Origin of the sequence: Aurantiacibacter sediminis, from assembly GCF_016019885.1 — a bacterium.
Classification (GTDB): domain Bacteria; phylum Pseudomonadota; class Alphaproteobacteria; order Sphingomonadales; family Sphingomonadaceae; genus Alteraurantiacibacter; species Alteraurantiacibacter sediminis.
Genome location: NZ_JAEANY010000001.1, coordinates 419,249 through 435,826, shown reverse-complemented (window position 1 = coordinate 435,826; position 16,578 = coordinate 419,249). Strand labels below are relative to the sequence as shown.

General features: G+C 61.1%; 16 protein-coding genes. 7 read left to right on the top strand and 9 right to left on the bottom strand.

Going from position 1 to position 16,578, the window contains the following annotated elements:
• Window positions 1-91: 91 nt before the first annotated feature.
• Complete coding sequence (locus I5L03_RS02220; RefSeq protein WP_197920064.1) at window positions 92-571, bottom strand: GAF domain-containing protein; 480 nt, start codon at window positions 569-571, stop codon at window positions 92-94.
• 76 nt (window positions 572-647) lie between these two features.
• Between I5L03_RS02220 and I5L03_RS02215 the strand changes: the two genes are divergently transcribed.
• Window positions 648-2,126 carry a PQQ-dependent sugar dehydrogenase gene (locus I5L03_RS02215; protein ID WP_197920063.1) on the top strand — a complete coding sequence of 493 codons (1,479 nt, stop codon included), beginning with the start codon at window positions 648-650 and terminating at the stop codon, window positions 2,124-2,126.
• A 6-nt stretch (window positions 2,127-2,132) separates the two neighbouring features.
• On the opposite strand, the gene I5L03_RS02210 is transcribed toward I5L03_RS02215, so the two are convergent.
• Window positions 2,133-2,957, bottom strand: a complete 825-nt coding sequence (locus I5L03_RS02210; protein WP_197920062.1) for an ATP-binding protein — start codon at window positions 2,955-2,957, stop codon at window positions 2,133-2,135.
• A gap of 26 nt (window positions 2,958-2,983) precedes the next feature.
• On the opposite strand from I5L03_RS02210, the gene I5L03_RS02205 reads away from it, so the two are divergent.
• Window positions 2,984-3,925 carry an L-threonylcarbamoyladenylate synthase gene (locus I5L03_RS02205; protein WP_197920061.1) on the top strand — a complete coding sequence of 314 codons (942 nt, stop codon included), beginning with the start codon at window positions 2,984-2,986 and terminating at the stop codon, window positions 3,923-3,925.
• A gap of 8 nt (window positions 3,926-3,933) precedes the next feature.
• Here the strand turns inward: I5L03_RS02205 and I5L03_RS02200 are convergent, their stop codons facing one another.
• From I5L03_RS02200 to I5L03_RS02170, 7 genes are all read right to left on the bottom strand, one after another.
• Complete coding sequence (locus I5L03_RS02200) at window positions 3,934-4,269, bottom strand: hypothetical protein (protein ID WP_197920060.1); 336 nt, start codon at window positions 4,267-4,269, stop codon at window positions 3,934-3,936.
• 78 nt (window positions 4,270-4,347) lie between these two features.
• The gene (locus tag I5L03_RS02195; protein ID WP_234034992.1) at window positions 4,348-5,109 is read right to left on the bottom strand and encodes a head GIN domain-containing protein; all 762 of its coding nucleotides are present in this window, start codon (window positions 5,107-5,109) and stop codon (window positions 4,348-4,350) included.
• Between the two features lie 183 nt (window positions 5,110-5,292).
• Window positions 5,293-5,826 (bottom strand): CarD family transcriptional regulator, encoded by a 534-nt coding sequence (locus tag I5L03_RS02190; RefSeq protein ID WP_197920059.1) that lies wholly within the window; start codon window positions 5,824-5,826, stop codon window positions 5,293-5,295.
• A 212-nt stretch (window positions 5,827-6,038) separates the two neighbouring features.
• Entirely contained in the window at window positions 6,039-6,884 is an 846-nt protein-coding gene (locus I5L03_RS02185; RefSeq protein ID WP_234034991.1) for a YihY/virulence factor BrkB family protein, read from the bottom strand.
• A gap of 33 nt (window positions 6,885-6,917) precedes the next feature.
• Window positions 6,918-7,256, bottom strand: coding sequence for a ferredoxin FdxA (fdxA, locus tag I5L03_RS02180; RefSeq protein ID WP_197920058.1), 339 nt, complete (start codon window positions 7,254-7,256; stop codon window positions 6,918-6,920).
• 71 nt (window positions 7,257-7,327) lie between these two features.
• Window positions 7,328-7,585: a S4 domain-containing protein gene (locus tag I5L03_RS02175; RefSeq protein WP_197920057.1), complete on the bottom strand. Its 258-nt coding sequence runs from the start codon at window positions 7,583-7,585 to the stop codon at window positions 7,328-7,330.
• Window positions 7,586-7,591: 6 nt separating this feature from the next.
• The gene (locus I5L03_RS02170; RefSeq protein WP_325100041.1) at window positions 7,592-10,225 is read right to left on the bottom strand and encodes a helicase-related protein; all 2,634 of its coding nucleotides are present in this window, start codon (window positions 10,223-10,225) and stop codon (window positions 7,592-7,594) included.
• Window positions 10,226-10,440: 215 nt separating this feature from the next.
• On the opposite strand from I5L03_RS02170, the gene I5L03_RS02165 reads away from it, so the two are divergent.
• The 5 genes from I5L03_RS02165 to I5L03_RS02145 all read left to right on the top strand — a co-directional run bounded on the left by I5L03_RS02165 (window position 10,441) and on the right by I5L03_RS02145 (window position 16,490).
• On the top strand, window positions 10,441-12,057 hold the full coding sequence (locus I5L03_RS02165; RefSeq protein ID WP_234034990.1) for a M23 family metallopeptidase: 1,617 nt from the start codon (window positions 10,441-10,443) through the stop codon (window positions 12,055-12,057).
• Between the two features lie 76 nt (window positions 12,058-12,133).
• Entirely contained in the window at window positions 12,134-13,129 is a 996-nt protein-coding gene (gene hemB / locus I5L03_RS02160; protein WP_197920056.1) for a porphobilinogen synthase, read from the top strand.
• A 4-nt stretch (window positions 13,130-13,133) separates the two neighbouring features.
• Window positions 13,134-13,712 carry a GNAT family N-acetyltransferase gene (locus I5L03_RS02155; protein ID WP_197920687.1) on the top strand — a complete coding sequence of 193 codons (579 nt, stop codon included), beginning with the start codon at window positions 13,134-13,136 and terminating at the stop codon, window positions 13,710-13,712.
• Window positions 13,705-15,924 carry a fused MFS/spermidine synthase gene (locus I5L03_RS02150; RefSeq protein WP_197920055.1) on the top strand — a complete coding sequence of 740 codons (2,220 nt, stop codon included), beginning with the start codon at window positions 13,705-13,707 and terminating at the stop codon, window positions 15,922-15,924. The genes I5L03_RS02155 and I5L03_RS02150 overlap by 8 nt, the downstream gene beginning before the upstream one ends.
• Window positions 15,921-16,490: a gamma carbonic anhydrase family protein gene (locus I5L03_RS02145; protein WP_325100040.1), complete on the top strand. Its 570-nt coding sequence runs from the start codon at window positions 15,921-15,923 to the stop codon at window positions 16,488-16,490. Before I5L03_RS02150 ends, I5L03_RS02145 begins: the two co-directional genes overlap by 4 nt.
• The last annotated feature ends 88 nt before the right edge of the window (window positions 16,491-16,578 follow it).

Sequence of the window (16,578 nt, the reverse complement as noted above, 5' to 3'; positions counted from 1 at the left end):
TTACGCGATATTTACCTTGGGGAAGCGCAGAAATCCAACCACGCACGCCTATCTGTCCCGTAACGGGGCAGGCATCGCACCTGAATGCCAATCAGATCCTATCGGAGAGAATAGTTGCGAGCGCCTCGATCCCGGCGCGATCTTCTTCGTCGAAACGCGCAAGGCTTGGGCTGTCCAGATCGATAACGGCAATCACCTGGCCGTCACACTTGACAGGCACCACCAATTCGGACCGGCTGCGCGCATCGCAGGCAATATGGCCGGGGAAGGCGTGCACATCAGCAACCAGTTGCGTTTCACCCTTAGCTGCTGCACCGCATACGCCGACACCTACGGGAATGCGGATGCAGGCGGGCCTCCCTACGAAGGGACCGAGCACCAGCTCGCCATCCACCATCCGGTAGAAGCCCACCCAGTTGGTATCGCCCAGAAACTCGCCCATCAGCGCGGCGACATTTGCCATATTGGCAACGCCATCGCTTTCATCACGGGTGAGTGCATCTGCAGCCTCGTTCAAAGCGGCGTAAAGCGCAGCTTTCGGGGCATTGGGATCGGGGGCGAAATCGAACATCGGCGCGATATAGGGAGGTGAGGCGGGGAGGCAAAGCCCCATTGCCGTGCGCGCGCGCCTGGCTTATCTCCGTTGCATGAGCATTCTCAAGAAGATCCTCCTCACCCTGTTGATCCTGATCGTACTGGGGGCGGCCATAATCTGGTGGCTGACCCGCCCGGTTGAGGCACAATATACGCTGGATGAAACGAGTGGGACCGATCCGATCCTGGCCGAGCCCGATCCGCAGCTGATCCCGACGGTGCGTATCAACACACCGATCGGCTGGCCGGAAGGTCAATCGCCGGGCGCTGCGGAAGGCCTCGTGGTCAATCGCTTTGCCGAGAATCTGGAGCATCCACGCGTAATTTACACACTGCCCAATGGCGATGTTCTGGTGACGCTGACCAATACGCCGGAGCGCGAGATTGCTGGCGGTTGGCTCACGAATTTCGTTGCGGGCCTGCTGTTCAGCCAGGCCGGCGCGGATGTTCCTTCGCCCAACCAGCTCGTCCTGTTGCGCGATGGTGACGGCGATGGTGCGGCCGAAGAGCGGCATATCCTACGGGAGGAAGGCCTCGATTCGCCTTCCGGCATCGCGTGGTATGATGGCAATCTCTACATCGCCAATCACGACAGCGTGCTGCGCTTCGATTACGCACTCGGCGAGAATGCCGTGATGGGCGAAGCCGAGAAACTTGCCGACCTTCCCGCAGCAGGCAATCACTGGATGCGCAATATCATCCTCAATGAGGACGGCACGCGGCTGTATGTCGCGGTTGGCTCAGCGTCCAATATCGCCGAGAGCGGGATCGAGATCGAGGAAGGTCGCGCTGCGATACATGAAATTAATTTGGAAACGGGCGCCACGCGCATTTTCGGTGCGGGACTGCGCAATCCCAATGGCATGGACTGGAACCCCTGGACCGGCGAGCTCTGGACGACAGTAAATGAACGCGACATGCTCGGCTCCGATCTGGTGCCGGATTACATGTCGAATGTCCCAATTGGCGTTCATTACGGCTGGCCATGGGTTTATTTCAACGATGTGGTCGACGAGCGGGTCGAACCACCCATGCCACGCTTCCTCACCGAATATACGCGTACGCCGCAATACGCCCTGGGTGCGCATGGCGCGCCGCTCGGCATGGTCTTTACCGCGCCCGGCAGCCGTTTGCAGGAGCGCTTCGGCAATGGCGCTTTCATCGCGCGACACGGATCGTGGAATCGCTATCCGGCGGCAGGATATGACGTCGTATTCGTAGCCTTCGACGATCGCGGGAATCCCGAAGGTCTGCCGCAGCCGGTGCTAGAGAGCTTTCTGGCTGGTGAGGGCGAGACTTATGGCCGTCCTACTTGGGTCGCCTGGGATGGAACGGGCGCGCTTCTCGTCAGCGATGATACCGCAAATATCATCTGGCGCGTGACCGATCCCAATGCCGCACGTGCCGAGGCGATCGAGCGCAATGCCGGGGACAGGCTGCCGCCGCGTCGTGAGCTGCGCGGTGATCCATCGCGTGCGTTCGAGGAAGGTGCGGTCGATCCGTCCGAGATCTTGCCTGCCATAGGGAATTGAAATTGATCAGAGCCGCTTTCCGGCACGCCCAGCGAGTTCGGTAATGAAATGCCATGCCACCCGTCCTGACCGGGCACCGCGGCGCTTGGCCCATTCCAGAGCCTCGATGTCTTCGTAATCGAGATTGTATTCGGACGCGTAGCCGCGCACGACATCCAGATAATCCTCTTGGCTGGCATTGTGAAAGCCGAGCGACAGGCCGAAGCGGTCTGCCAAAGCGAGCGTGTCGTCGATAGCGTCGCGCGGATTGATCGGATCATCCTGTTCACTCGCATGGCGCGGCAGGATCGCGCGACGATTGGAGGTGATCGCGAGACGGACATTGGCTGGGCGAGCCTCGACGCCGCCGTCGAGCCAGCTGCGCAAATGGCGTGGTGTGGTGGCATCGCTTTCGGAAAAGCCCAGATCATCGATGAAAATCAGGAAGTTGCGTGCAACCGGTCCTAAATGCGCGAAAAGCTGCGGGAGCGACGTCACGGCGTCAGTTCCGACTTGCACCAACGCGATAGCCCCGCCATCATCCTGCGCTGCACGCACGGCTGAGCGGATCAGTGTGGACTTACCCGTCCCGCGCGCGCCCCATAGGAGCATATCATGCGCCGCGTGCCCCTTCGCCAGTCGATCCACATTTGCTGTGACGGCAGCCTTTTGCGCTTCGATCCCGCGTAGCAGGTCAAGCACGGGTGCATCGATCTCAGCCACCGGTCGCGCGCCTGACTTTGTCCAGACATAGGCTGGAGATGCAAGCCAATCGATATTGCCCGACTCGCTCGGAGAAAGCCGCTCCAGCGCGTCTGCGATCCGGGCGAGCAGTTGGGCTTGGTCTTCCATCGCCGATGTCCCTATAGCGCCATGCGATGAGCGGCAAGAAACCTGCAATTCTAAAGCCTGATGCGGGCGGCATCGCGCGAGCCGTAGATTTGTTGCGCGAAGGGAAGCTCGTCGCTTTGCCGACGGAAACCGTTTACGGTCTCGCCGCGCGCGCAGATCATCCGAATGCAGTGGCGGAGATCTATCGCGCCAAGGGTCGGCCCGACTTTAATCCGCTAATCGTGCATGTGGCATCGGTCGCGATGGCGAAGCGTCTCGCGCGGCTCGATGGCCGTGCTGAGGAGTTGGCGCGCAAATACTGGCCAGGTCCGCTTACGCTTGTCCTGCCCCTTCGTGACGACGCCGGGATAGCCCCTGCGGTGAGCGCCGGCCTTTCGACTATCGCGCTGCGCCAACCTGCTCATCCGGTTGCCGCCGCTGTCCTCTCAGCGCTCGACCTGCCAATCGCGGCCCCGTCTGCCAATCGCAGCAACGCGCTAAGCCCAACAAGCGCCGCGCATGTGCTTTCGTCGCTCGGCGAAGACAGCCCGGCAATCCTCGATGGAGGCGATGCTGAGGCCGGGCTGGAATCGACGATCGTTGCACTGCGCGAGTCTGGCGAGTGGAGCCTTTTGCGACCGGGTCCGATTACTGCAGAGGAGCTTGAGAACACCCTAGGCCCTGAACTAAAGTTGCGCGGCGCGACAATTGAAGCGCCTGGACAGCTGAAAAAGCATTATTCGCCGGGCAAGCCAGTGATGCTCAACTGTCATGAGCCGACTGAAGATGCTTTCATGATCGGGTTTGGCTCTGTGCGTGGCGACGCAACGCTTTCGCCGACAGGTGATCTCGCCGAAGCGGCCGCACGACTTTACGCGTGTCTGCATGAGGCAGCTGCGTCCGATAAGGCGCAGATTTGTGTCGCACCTATCCCGAAGGAAGGTATGGGTCGCGCCATCAACGATCGATTGAAACGCGCTGCCGCTTAATCGTCCGCCTAATCGCCCTCTGGCGGGTCAGCGGGAATATAGCGGATCAGCTCATCCATTTCGGCGCGTAGTTCGACAGCTTCGCGGCAGGCGCGATCATTTCCGTCTCGGCAATCTTCCGAAAGCTCTTCGTAATTGCCCTGCAATTCGCCGAGCCGCTCCTCGCGCTCACGAATTTCGCGCCCGCGATTGCGATCGGCTTCGTCCTCGCTGGTCGTGGCCCAATCGGCGACCTGCGCCACGCCGCGCACAGGGGCGGTGGCGACATCGACCAGCGTCCTCGCCACGCAGCCGCTCAAAAGCAGCGCGGCGAGCGGCAGGGTGGTTAGTCCTAAACGCAACATGGCGGGCTCCTAAGGATGCCGAACGCAGCCTTAGTGAACCCGCCATGCTGTCATCGCAATGAATTTGCGATCAAATGCTTACTCTCCTGCGTCGCTGGCTGTCGCACTATCTTCGCAAATCAGGCTGCCGGAACCCACGGCGGTCGATTCGCAATTCGCTGATCCGATAACCCGCACATCGCCGGATCCGACGAAATTCGCCTCGACGCGGCCATCGGACATGAATGTCGCATCGCCTGATCCGACGATATTCACATCGGCGCGGTCCACAGACAGATCGGACATCTCCGCATCGCCGCTACCGACGACGTTGAGTTCCAGCCGCTCCGCGCTGCCCGATGCGATCACAGACCCGCTGCCCGGGATATCGACTTCGAGCCGGTCGGCCTCGACATTCTCGACCGTGATATTGCCCGATCCGATTATCGCCAGTTCGGCATTACCTGTGAGCGTGTCTGATGTGAGCGTCCCCGATCCGGGAATGGTGAGCTTTTCAACAACCGGAACAGTAATCGACACGGTAGCCGTCTCTGAATCGTCCCAGGTGCCGCCCTCGCGGTAAACAGCCAGCGTGTCGCCATCCAGATCGAAGAGCAGACGCCCGGTGGCTTGTTCGGAGCCATCGACGGTCACGGTGAAGGTATCGCCCTGCGTGACATTGACTGTATCCGAACCGATGAGTGCAATGCCGATGGGCGCGTCGCCCGAGGTGTCCAATTCCGCAAGAGGTACACCGTCGCCCTCGAAATTTACTTCCATCCCGTCACAACCGGTGAGCGCTGTCGCCGCCGCAAGTGCAGCGAATGGCGTGATTCGCCGCGCGAGTTTCCCCAAATCCATGTTCTAGTCCTCCATGTGTGTTGGCTATGTAATACAGAAATATGGGGATTTGGGCAAAGCCGCTCGTCGACGGCTCGCTGGGGTTGAGCGAAGAGCCTTTCCACGCCCAAACCGAACGAAAAAGGGCCGCTCACATGCTGTGAACGGCCCTTCGACTATTTTCAAAGACTTTCAGCGACGCGCTTAGTCGTCGTCGTTATTCTCGTAATATTGCGGCGCGTGTTCTTTCAGAACGTCGAGGATTTTCTCTAGCGCGGTCGGCTCATCGGTCTTTTCCATGGCGGCGAGCTCGCGCGCCAGACGGCTGGATGCCGCTTCGAAAATCTGCCGTTCGGAATAGCTCTGTTCGGGCTGGTCTTCGGGGCGGAACAGGTCGCGCGTCACTTCGGCGATCAGCACGATCTCACCCGAATTGATTTTCGCTTCATATTCCTGGGCACGGCGCGACCACATGGTGCGCTTCACCTTGGGCTTGCCCTTCAGCGTTTCCATCGCTTCCTTCAGCGTCTTGTCGCTGGAAAGCTTGCGCATGCCGATCGATTCAACCTTGTTGGTCGGCACGCGGAGGGTCATCCGCTCTTTCTCGAAACGCAGCACATACAGCTCCAGCTGCATGCCGGCGATTTCTTCATTCTGCAGCTCGATTACACGGCCAACACCGTGCTTGGGGTAGACAACGTAGTCGCCGACTTCGAAGACGGGCGCATTCGCAGCCATAAATATTCCTTTCTGTCGCAAACCCCCGCAAACCAAAATAAAATTCCCCCTCCGCTGACCATCAGCGGCGACGAACCGTTACCTGTTGCTAGAAGCGGGGACCTGCCTTCCTATCCGCCTGAGGCCCACGAAGAGCCGCCAGTTGCGTAAGTATATAACAGATTCGTGACATAATTGCCACCCTGTTGCGCTTTGCAACCTAACTCCACGATTCAGGCGGGTTCAGTGGCTGCCACCTCTCCGCCGAACAAGAGTATATAGGCGCTCAAATATAGCCAGGTTAGCAAGACCACGACAGCGCCGAGTGAGCCATAGGTCGCGTTATAACTACCGAAATTGGCGACGTAGAATCCGAAAGCTGCGGTCAGGACAAGGATGCCGAAACCCGCCAATAGCGCCCCCGGAAGAACGCGCTTCCAACTCGGCGATACGCTTGGAGGGGCGATACGATAAAGCAGCCCCGCACCCGCCGCCGTGCCGATGCCGACGATGCTATACGTTAGCAATTGGCCGAAAGCTTTCGCTGCCCCAGAAAGATCGGGCAATTGGGCGATCACGGTAGAACTCACCGCCAAGGCTGCCGCGATCAGGCCGCCGCCTAATATTGCGCCAACAGTCAGTACAATCGCTAGTAGATTCGATCGAATGAAGCTGCGATTGCCGTGATCGACAAAAGCGGTAGCTATTGCCGTGATCAGGGTATTCGCCGCGCTGCGCACACCGATCAGAGTGATGGCGAGCGACACCAGCAGGCCGAGCCCTTTGGCACCACCGGAAGTTTCTACAATCGATTCCAGCTGCGTACCGATCAGCTCGGCCGCTGATTCCGGAAGCTCACTCGCAATGCTATTGAGGTGGTCTGCGACGGTCGCTGGGTCCGCCAGCAACCCATAGGTCAGGATCACCGACCCCAATAGCGGCACGAGCGCGAGAAAGGCGTAGAACGCGACGCCTGCAGCCAGAATGGATGTGTTGTGATCGGATGCCTGCGACCAGGCGCGCTTCAGTCTGTCGATAAACCCCATGCCCACCAACGCCGCAAAGCGCAGATGGTTCATGGATCCATAGAATGCGGTGAAACGGGTGGAGCCTTAGTCGCCTTCACCGGGTTCTTCGGAGAAGAATTTCTCGAACTTGCCTTCTTCACCCTTGTGCTCATCGGCATCTTCGGGCGGATCTTTCTTCTCGGTGATGTTGGGCCATTCCGCGGAGAACTTGGCGTTCACTTCCAGCCATTTCTCGAGATTGTCCTCGGTATCGGGCAGGATGGCTTCGGCGGGGCATTCCGGCTCACACACACCGCAATCGATGCATTCCGACGGGTTGATGACGAGCATGTTCTCGCCTTCGTAGAAACAATCGACCGGACACACTTCGACACAGTCGGTATATTTGCATTTGATGCAGGCGTCGGTGACGACATAGGTCATGTGGCGGAAATCCCTTCGAATGGTCCGGCGAAAGTTGTTTTCGCGCTCCTATGGCGAAGTCGGGCGGAGCGTCAAGCGTTGCGGCTATGTTCGTGATAATGCGCGCGTGCCTCTGCTGCGGGGCCGCGGCGATCCGGCAAGCTCTCGATAGCGATCACGCGCACCGTGCGGCCGATTGGAAGGGTCAGCACGTCTCCCGGCGAAATCGGCTCGTCGCTGGCGACCACGCGCTCTCCATTGCGCCGAATATGACCCTCGGCGATACAGCGCTGTGCGAGCGAGCGGCTTTTGGCAAAGCGCAATCGGCACAGCAGCAGGTCGAGCCGCATCGGCGCCTATTTCTTGAGCAAATCCGCCAGCCCTGCCAGCGCTTTGCCGGTGGCCGGCTGGTTGGCGGGCTTGCGCGGTCCGCGAGAGTGCCTTTGATTGTCTGGCTTGCCCTGGGGTTTCCCGACCGGCTTGCCTTTGCGCCCTCCTGCAGGGCGGTGGCGGGGTTGCGGTGCATTGTCCTTGCGCGGTGCACGCCAGGTCCAGGGAACCGGACGCTCGGGGCCATACATGCCCTCTGCCAGCTCTTCCTTCTGCCCCTGTCGGAAGCCTGCATCCTTCATCAGGCTGCGGAAATTCTCATCAGCCAGCCCCATGCTGGTGGCCAGCGCGATATCGACAGGGAAGCCTTTCGCCCCTTTGTCGCCCGCTGCCTGCGCCTTGGCGCGCTGTTCGTGCGCGGAGCGAAAGAGCTTTTCAGCCATATCGACGCGGATCGCCTGCCTGCCTGCACGGCGATATCCGGTGGGCATGGGCTTTGCACTTTCGATCACCGCTTCCATCTGCTCGCGAACCGGGCGCGGATCGACGCCGAGCGCTTTCAGTAGGCGGCGCGGCGCAGGCTTGAGCAGCGCGGGCATATAGACATCGAGCGAGCCGATTGTGACGCCAAGACGGCGCATGAAGGGGCGCTTTTCCTTGGGAATGTGCCGCAGGCCCGCATCTTCGCGCCAAACGGTGCCGTTCCGGTCCGCAAGCGTCAGCAGCAGGGCGCGTACTTCGCTGCCCGCTTCTGGGTCTTCAGCGGCTTCTTCGATAGCTTGCAAAGGTGCGAGCGGCGCCAGTTGCTCTGTCAGCCAGACGCGAAGCGCATCTTGAAGGCGAGACTTCTGCGCCGGATCGAGCTGAACCAGCTCCCTCGTCATCACGATGCGCGGCTGGGTGATGAGCTTGCTGCGCTCAAGCTCGGCCACGACCTTGTCATCACGCATGATCTTGCCATCGGCAATCGACAGCTCGCCCAATTCGTCCGCAATCAGCTTGTTTGCCTTTTGCGCGAGCAAAGCTGCCATATGCTTCTCAGCCGCCGCCAGCATCAGCTTGCGATCCTCATGACTTGCCTCGGGATCGACCACGAAGCGGAAGCCATCGAGATGCCCGATCGGCTGGCCTTCGACCGTGACCCGGCCATCGTCTTCAAGATTTACACGCAAAAGTCCTGCATCCTTTCCCATTCCCCGCATCAATACAGCGGTTCGGCGATTGACGAAACGTTCGGTGAGGCGCTGGTGCAGCGCATCGGATAATTTGGCTTCGGCGGAGCGGGCTCTGGCGGCCATTTCATCGCGCGCCAAGACCCAGTCGGGACGCTGGCAGATATAGGCCCAGCTACGGATCGCCGCGAGCCGGCCCTGCAGCGCGTCGATATCGCCTGCAGTATTGCCCAGCTCGTCGATGCGCCGCGCCACAAAATCCGCCCCGATATGACCATGCTGAAGATCGCTCCAGAGCCGCGCAACAAAGCGCGCGTGCGCCTCCGGGCCAAGCTGGCGAAAATCGGGCAATTGGCACGCTTCCCAGAAGCGGCGGACATGCCCTGACGTCTTGACGCCGCGGGTGATCTCCGCATCTTCGGAAAGGCGCTTCAGCACCGCGAGATCGATCGCTTCAGGCGCAGCCGTCAGGCTTTCGACACGCGGGCTCGCCTCAAGATCGCCGATCAGCACATCCAGCGTGTCAAAGCGCGGTTGCGGCTCTCGCCAAAAAAGCTTGGTAATCGGCGCGAAGCGGTGTTCTTCGATGGCGAAGACTTCTTCTTCGGTGAATTCGAGCGGAGAACCGCGTCCGCGCGTGCCTTGCCCACCCGACAGCGTGCCGAATGTGCCGTCGGTCTGGTGCCGCCCGGCTCGCCCGGCGATTTGCGCCATTTCCGATGGGAAGAGGCGACGCTGGCGCACACCATCGAATTTGCTGAGCGAAGCAAAGGCGACGTGGTGGACATCGAGATTGAGGCCCATGCCAATCGCATCCGTGGCGACGATGTAATCGACTTCGCCCGACTGGAACAATTCGACCTGGCGGTTGCGCGTTTGCGGGCTGAGCGCGCCCATCACAACCGCTGCACCGCCGCGAAATCGCCTGAGCAATTCAGCAACCTGGTAAACTTGCTCGACCGAGAACGCGACGATCGCGCTGCGCGGAGGGAGGCGCGAAAGCTTGCATGCGCCTGCATGGCTTAGCGTCGAAAAGCGCGGCCGCTCTTCGATCAGCGCTCCCGGCACCAGCGCGCGAACCATGGGCTCGAGCGTGGCGGCTCCCAGCAGCATGGTCTCTTCGCGGCCACGTGCATTCAGCAGGCGATCCGTAAAGATATGGCCGCGCTCCCGGTCCGCGCCCAATTGCGCCTCATCCAGTGCCACGAAGGCTCTGTTGCCCCCATCACGGGGCATGGCCTCTGCCGTACACAGGAAATAGCGCGCATTGGGCGGCTCGATCCGCTCCTCGCCGGTAATCAGCGCGCAGGCATCCTCCCCCTTGATCGCGCAAACCCGATCATAGACTTCGCGCGCCAGCAGCCGCAGCGGAAAACCGATCGTGCCCGAGGAATGCGCACACATGCGCTCTATCGCCAGATGCGTCTTGCCGGTATTGGTGGGGCCAAGCACGGCGCGGATACGGCTGTCGGTACGGGAAGCAGTCACGATGGGTTCGCCATGCCGTTTCGCGCGGACCAGCGCAACCTTGGGGCGCTGCGGACGCGGCTGGACTCACCTCGTCGCGCAGAGGACTCACTTTGTCGACGTTAAAGCGAAATTTACTTTATGGGACCACTCTTCCGGGCAATTACCGTGAGCCGGAATCGGGTCGCGCCGTTTCTGGCTTCCCAGCCATTTGCGCGGCCGCCAAGGAGGGCGCGTTGTTCAAGGATCGCGAAAGCGAACATGATGGAGCACCGGGTGGAGACTATCCGCCCGCGCAGCTGTCGCAAGGTCAAGTCCTTGCGGTGGCGGGTGCCTCTACGCGTCGACGCATCCCGCGTGGCTCTGGATTCAGCGGTCGCTGGCAGGCTTGGCGCGAGCGCACTTCACAGAAATTCGCGTCGGCCGACCTCGCCCCAGATCTCGCCAACGATATCGGTTCGCGCCGCTGGCTGCGTGGTGTGTTCACGCTTGTGGGCCTTTCCGCCGTCGCGCTCGCCGCATGGCCGGGTTTCTCGAGTGTCGAAGCTGCACCCTCAATGCAGATCGATGATGCGGTGCGCGATGAATTCCGTAGCCAGATGATCATGCCGCTGGCGCTGGGCGCCGATAGCGGTCGCCGCATGGGCGCAACTTTCGCCGTTGCAGAACTCGAAGGCGCGCCTGAACGCCCGCGTCTCGACCTCGTCGCCACGCTGGCGCAGGGTGACGGTTTCGACCGCATGCTGCGCCGCGCAGGCGTGAGTGCGGATGAGGCGGGCTACATTGCCACGATGATAAAGGGCGCTATTCCGGTGGAGGACATCGAGCCCGGGACGCAAGTGGACATTACGCTGGGCCGCCGCGCATCTCCCGATGTGCCCCGCCCCGTCGATGCGCTTTCCTTCCGCGCGCGTTTCGATCTGCAGCTGAACGTGACGCGCCGCGATGGTCGACTTGTGCTCGATCCGCGTCCGATCATGGTCGATGCAACTCCGCTGCGTGTGCGCGGCACTGTTGGGGACAGCCTCTACCGCTCGGCTCGCGCGCTGGGCGCTCCGCCAAGTGCAGTGCAGGACTTCCTGCGAACGCTTGGCCGCGAATACGATCTCGATCGCCAGATCAGCTCGGGTGACGAGTTCGACATGATCGTCGATTATCGCCGCGCGGCTACCGGCGAGACTGAAGTCGGCGATTTGCTCTACGCCGCAATCATTCGCGAAGATCGTCCGCGCGTGCAGCTGATGCGTTTTGGCCGTGAGGGACGCTTCTACAGCGCCGCGGGTGAAGGCGCGCAACAGGAAGGTCTCGTCCGGCCGGTACCGGGTGCGGTTTCCTCTCGCTATGGGATGCGCCGCCACCCGATCCTCGGCTATCGCCGGATGCATGGCGGTATCGATTTTCGCGCTGCCCATGGCACGCCGATCTATGCCGCTACCGATGGTACGGTGAATTATGCCGGGCGCAATGGCGGTTTGGGCAATTTTGTGCGCATTCGCCATGCTGGCGGCCTCTCGACCGGATATGCGCATATGAGCCGGATCGCGGTGCGAAATGGCGAGAGTGTCACGCGCGGCCAGGTGATCGGCTATGTCGGCTCGACAGGCCTCTCCACCGGTCCGCACCTCCACTACGAAATGTATCGCAACGGGCAGAAAATCGACCCGCTCAGCGTGCGATTTGTGACGCGCGAGCAATTGACCGGATCGCAGCTGGCCAATTTCCGCGAGCAGCTCGTCCGTCTGCAGATGGTCGAAGCAGGTGCTGCGCTGTCAGAACTGCCGCCCGATCCTTCCATGGCCGATGAGCCGGTGCGCGAAATCGACCGGATCGAGAATCGCCAGCGCGTGAATTGATCCGTCGCTTTATCCCGGCGACTAAATCGCCCGTGGCGCATTGCCCGTGCAGTGCTTTTGCGGCAGGACTTGCATCATGAGCAGAAGCTATCCCAACACCAGGCTCCGCCGCACCCGCGCCACGACATGGAGCCGCGCCATGGTGCGCGAAACCGTGCTGACCCCCTCGGACCTGATCTGGCCGCTCTTCGTCACAGAAGGCGACGGAGTCGAGGATCCCGTCGGCAGCCTGCCCGGCGTATCGCGTTGGTCCGTCGATGGCATCGCCAAACGCGCCAAAGAGGCGGTCGATCTCGGCATTCCCTGCATCGCCCTCTTCCCCAATACCCAGGCGGACAAGCGCAGCGATGACGGGGCGGAAGCGTTCAATCCTGACAATCTGATGTGCCGCGCGATCAAGGCGGTGAAGGATGCCTGCGGCGATGATATCGGTGTGCTGACCGATGTCGCGCTCGATCCCTACACCAGCCACGGGCAGGATGGGCTGGTGGATGATGCGGGCTATGTCGTGAACGATGATACAGTCGCGGTGCTGGTCGATCAGGCAATCAATCAGGCGGAGGCGGGCGCGGATATCATCGCCCCGTCGGACATGATGGATGGCCGCGTTCACGCGATCCGCATGGCGCTGGAAATGGGCAATCATCATAATGTCCAGATCATGGCTTATGCCGCGAAATATGCCTCCGCCTTTTACGGCCCGTTCCGCGATGCGGTGGGCAGCGGCGGGCGGCTGGTGGGCGACAAGAAAACCTATCAGATGGACCCGGCCAATGGCGATGAGGCGCTGGCCGAAGTCGCGCTGGATATTGCCGAGGGTGCAGACAGCGTGATGGTAAAGCCGGGCCTTGCCTATCTCGACATCATCTGGCGCGTGAAACAGCGCTTTGAAGTGCCTGTCTATGCCTATCAAGTCAGCGGCGAATACGCGCTGATCGAGGCGGGCGCTGCAGCAGGCGTGGGAGACCGCGACGCGCTGCTCATGGAAAAGCTGATCGGCTTCAAGCGCGCCGGATGTTCGGGCGTGCTGACCTATCACGCGCCGCGTGCTGTGCAGATCCTGGGTGGCTGAAGCTGTGACGAAGTTCAGGCACGAGACCGAGCGGCTGGTGCTGCGTGACTGGCGCGAAGAGGATTGGCCGCGCTTCTGGCAACTCACCAACACGCCCGCGGTAATGCGCTGGCTTGGCAATGAGGCGGATGAAGCGACCAAGGCGGCTGCGCGTGAGCGGCTGGAGACCTATCGCCGCAAATTCGGCCACACGTTCTGGATTGTCAAACGCAAGGATGATGGCGGACATTTGTCGGGCGAAATGCTTGGCTTCTGCGGCCTCAAACGCGCGAATGGCGAAGGCTCACCTGTCTTCGATATGCCCGAAGTGGGCTGGCGACTGCGCGAAGATGCCTGGGGCAAAGGCTATGCCAAGGAAGCGGCGATTGCCTCGCTTGATTTGGGATTCGCGCATTTTGGTTATGATGAAATTATCGCCCTTACTGTCGAAGGGAATGCGCCCAGCTGGGGCCTGATGGAAAAGCTCGGCATGCAGCGCCGCGAGGAATGGGATTTTCGTGACGATAATTGGCCGGAGCATCTCAATCCGACCATCGTCTATTCGATCACTGCGGAGCAGTGGGGGGACCGCGCCAATGACTGACACTTCTGCCGCGCGCACCTCCTCGCAGCGCTGGCTTTTCACGATCACGATCCTGGCGGGCAGTTTCCTGCTGTTCCTCGTCCAGCCGATGGTTGCGCGAATGGCGTTGCCACGCTTGGGCGGAGCGCCCAATGTCTGGAACAGCGCGATGCTTGTGTATCAGGCGCTGCTGCTGGGCGGCTACGCCTATGCCCATTTTATCGGTCGTTTCGCGCTGAAGACGCAGGGGATCATTCACGTCGTCGTGTTGGTCCTTGGTGGATTGACTCTGCCGCTGGCGCTCGCCGACCTTGATGCGCCTGCGCCGGGTCTTGAGGCGCTATGGGTGCCGTGGCTGTTCCTGTTAACGGTTGGTCCGGCCTTTTTCGCGGTATCGGCGCAGGCGCCGCTGATCCAGCGCTGGTTTGCTGCGCATCCTCAGGCGGGCAACCCTTATCCGCTTTATGCCGCGTCCAATCTGGGTAGTTTCGGCGGTTTGCTCGCCTATCCCCTGCTGGCGGAGCCGCTTTTCTCCATCGGCCAGCAGAGCCTGTTTTGGACGATCGGCTACGGCCTGCTGATCCTGCTGGTCGCGTCTGCCGTGTTTGCGCGGCGCGATGTTTCAGCACCCGCTGCAGAAGTTTCGGCCGAAGCGAATGAGGACCAACCGCAAACCGGCTGGAAGACGATTGCCCTGTGGCTGGCGCTGTCCGCTGTTCCATCGGGTCTGATGCTGTCGACCACGACATTCCTCACCACCGATATCATGGCCATGCCACTGCTGTGGGTGATCCCGCTGGGACTATATCTGCTCAGCTTCTCGATCGCCTTTGCGGAAAAGCGGGCCATTGCCGCCGTTTTCGTATTCCTCGCGCCAGTGGTGCTGCTGGTCGATGGCAGCGTCGCGATGTTTGCTGCAGGCCGCGCGGATCTGCTGGCAGCGGCAGCGAGCATCATCTTGCTGTTCGTGGTCGCCGTGGCGCTGCATTCGCGCCTCTATGAAAGCCGGCCTCCGGCATCGCAGCTGACGAAATTCTATCTGATCATGTCCGCCGGCGGCGCCTTGGGCGGACTGTTCACGGCCTTAATCGCACCAATCGTGTTTGATTGGACTTGGGAGCATCCGCTGCTCATTCTCGGCGCGGCGGCATTGCTTCCGCTTGGCCCGTGGAAGCGGCTGATCGGTAATCGCTTCAGCAATCCGCGCATGGCGCTCATCCTGCTTTCGGTGGCGCTGCTGATTGTGTTCAATGCATCGCTCATGATCTTCCAGTCTAGCCTGGCAGATTCGCAGCTGAGTGCAGGCCAGTGGGCCGCTCTGCTGGGCATTCTGTTGCTCGCTATCGTCTTCGCTGCGCGTCGCTGGTCTTACGTGCTGGGCTGCTTTGCGCTGCTCTTATCGCTTGGCGGCCTCGCGAACCTGCAGATGAGCGCCGAGGGAATGCGGGAACGCAGCTATTTCGGCATTTATTCCCTGCGGGAGGAACCAGATGGCGACCGGCTGCTGATGCATGGCACCACTATCCACGGCGTCCAGCGCGAAGGCGAAGAGGCGAGCCGCTCGCCAACCGCCTATTACGGCCCGAGTTCTGGCGTGGGCCGCTCGCTTTTGATGGCAGATGCGATGTTTGGCAGCGATGCGCGTGTTGGCGTCGTCGGCCTCGGGGTGGGCACCCTCGCATGTTACAAGCAGCCTGAGCAGGACTGGACTTTCTTCGAGATCGACCCGGTCGTGCTCGAATATTCGGAGAATGGCGAATTTACCTATCTCTCCGATTGCGCGCCGGACAGCCCTACCGTCATCGGCGATGCGCGGCTGGAGCTGGAGAAAATGTCGGCTGACAGTTTCGATATCCTTGTGATCGACGCCTTCAGTTCGGATGCCATCCCGTTGCACCTGCTGACGCTCGAAGCGCTCGACATCTATTTGCGCGCCATTCCCGATGACGGCCTGCTGGTCATGCATATCTCGAACAATTATATCCGGCTCGAGCCGGTGATTGCTCAGCTCGCTGCGTCACGCGGGCTCACCGCGCGCGTGCGGAGCGACGGGGAAGAACAGGAGAACGAGCTGTTCGCGTCGAGTTGGGTCGCGCTGTCGCGCGATCCTTCGCGGGTGCAGGCGCTGGTCGATGAAGGCGGTTGGAATGAGCTTGAAGAGCCAGAAGGTCAGGTGTGGACCGATGACTATGCCTCGATCCTGCCCTATCTTGTATGGAAGAACTTCCTGTGACCGATGACAGATTTCCTGGCGCCACAATCCTGGAATTTGATGGCAAGTACCCGCAGATCGCGGACAGCGCCTTCATCGCGCCGGGCGCACGGATCATCGGTGATGTCACCATCGGGCCGGAAGCGAGCGTCTGGTACAATTGTGTCCTGCGCGGCGATATCCACCGCATCGAAGTCGGCGCCCGGAGCAACGTGCAGGACGGCAGCGTCTTCCATGTCGAGGGCCCGCGGCCCGATACCGATGGCGAGCCCACAGTCATCGGCGAGGATTGTGTGATCGGCCACATGGCGGTCGTCCACGGGTGCCAACTCGCAAATCGTGCTTTCGTCGGGATGGGCGCCGTGGCGATGGATGGTGCGCGGATAGCCGAGGGCGGAATGCTTGGTGCAGGCGCATTGCTCAGCCCGAACAAGAAAATCGGACCGGGTGAAATCTGGATCGGTCGCCCGGCGAAATACTACAAGACGCAGGACGAAGCGCAGATCGCCAAGATCAAATTCCAGACCGAGCGATATTGTAAATTGGCTCAGCGGCATCTGGCTGAGTTGCGCGGCGCGACTTCTTAGTCTTGCGAAGCCGCATGCGCGGCTTCGTCCTCCGTGCTATTCGCTCCGCCGGGACTACGTTCCCGTTGCGCGGCACCTGCGGGTCGCG

Coding starts and splice junctions, on each gene's coding strand:
- I5L03_RS02150 (WP_197920055.1), top strand. CDS start 13,705: ATGACTGACACTTCTGCCGCGCGCACCTCCTCGCAGCGCTGGCTTTTC.
- I5L03_RS02200 (WP_197920060.1), bottom strand. CDS start 4,269: ATGTTGCGTTTAGGACTAACCACCCTGCCGCTCGCCGCGCTGCTTTTG.
- I5L03_RS02195 (WP_234034992.1), bottom strand. CDS start 5,109: ATGGATTTGGGGAAACTCGCGCGGCGAATCACGCCATTCGCTGCACTT.
- I5L03_RS02215 (WP_197920063.1), top strand. CDS start 648: ATGAGCATTCTCAAGAAGATCCTCCTCACCCTGTTGATCCTGATCGTA.
- fdxA (WP_197920058.1), bottom strand. CDS start 7,256: ATGACCTATGTCGTCACCGACGCCTGCATCAAATGCAAATATACCGAC.
- I5L03_RS02175 (WP_197920057.1), bottom strand. CDS start 7,585: ATGCGGCTCGACCTGCTGCTGTGCCGATTGCGCTTTGCCAAAAGCCGC.
- hemB (WP_197920056.1), top strand. CDS start 12,134: ATGAGCAGAAGCTATCCCAACACCAGGCTCCGCCGCACCCGCGCCACG.
- I5L03_RS02210 (WP_197920062.1), bottom strand. CDS start 2,957: ATGGAAGACCAAGCCCAACTGCTCGCCCGGATCGCAGACGCGCTGGAG.
- I5L03_RS02190 (WP_197920059.1), bottom strand. CDS start 5,826: ATGGCTGCGAATGCGCCCGTCTTCGAAGTCGGCGACTACGTTGTCTAC.
- I5L03_RS02220 (WP_197920064.1), bottom strand. CDS start 571: ATGTTCGATTTCGCCCCCGATCCCAATGCCCCGAAAGCTGCGCTTTAC.
- I5L03_RS02205 (WP_197920061.1), top strand. CDS start 2,984: ATGAGCGGCAAGAAACCTGCAATTCTAAAGCCTGATGCGGGCGGCATC.
- I5L03_RS02185 (WP_234034991.1), bottom strand. CDS start 6,884: ATGAACCATCTGCGCTTTGCGGCGTTGGTGGGCATGGGGTTTATCGAC.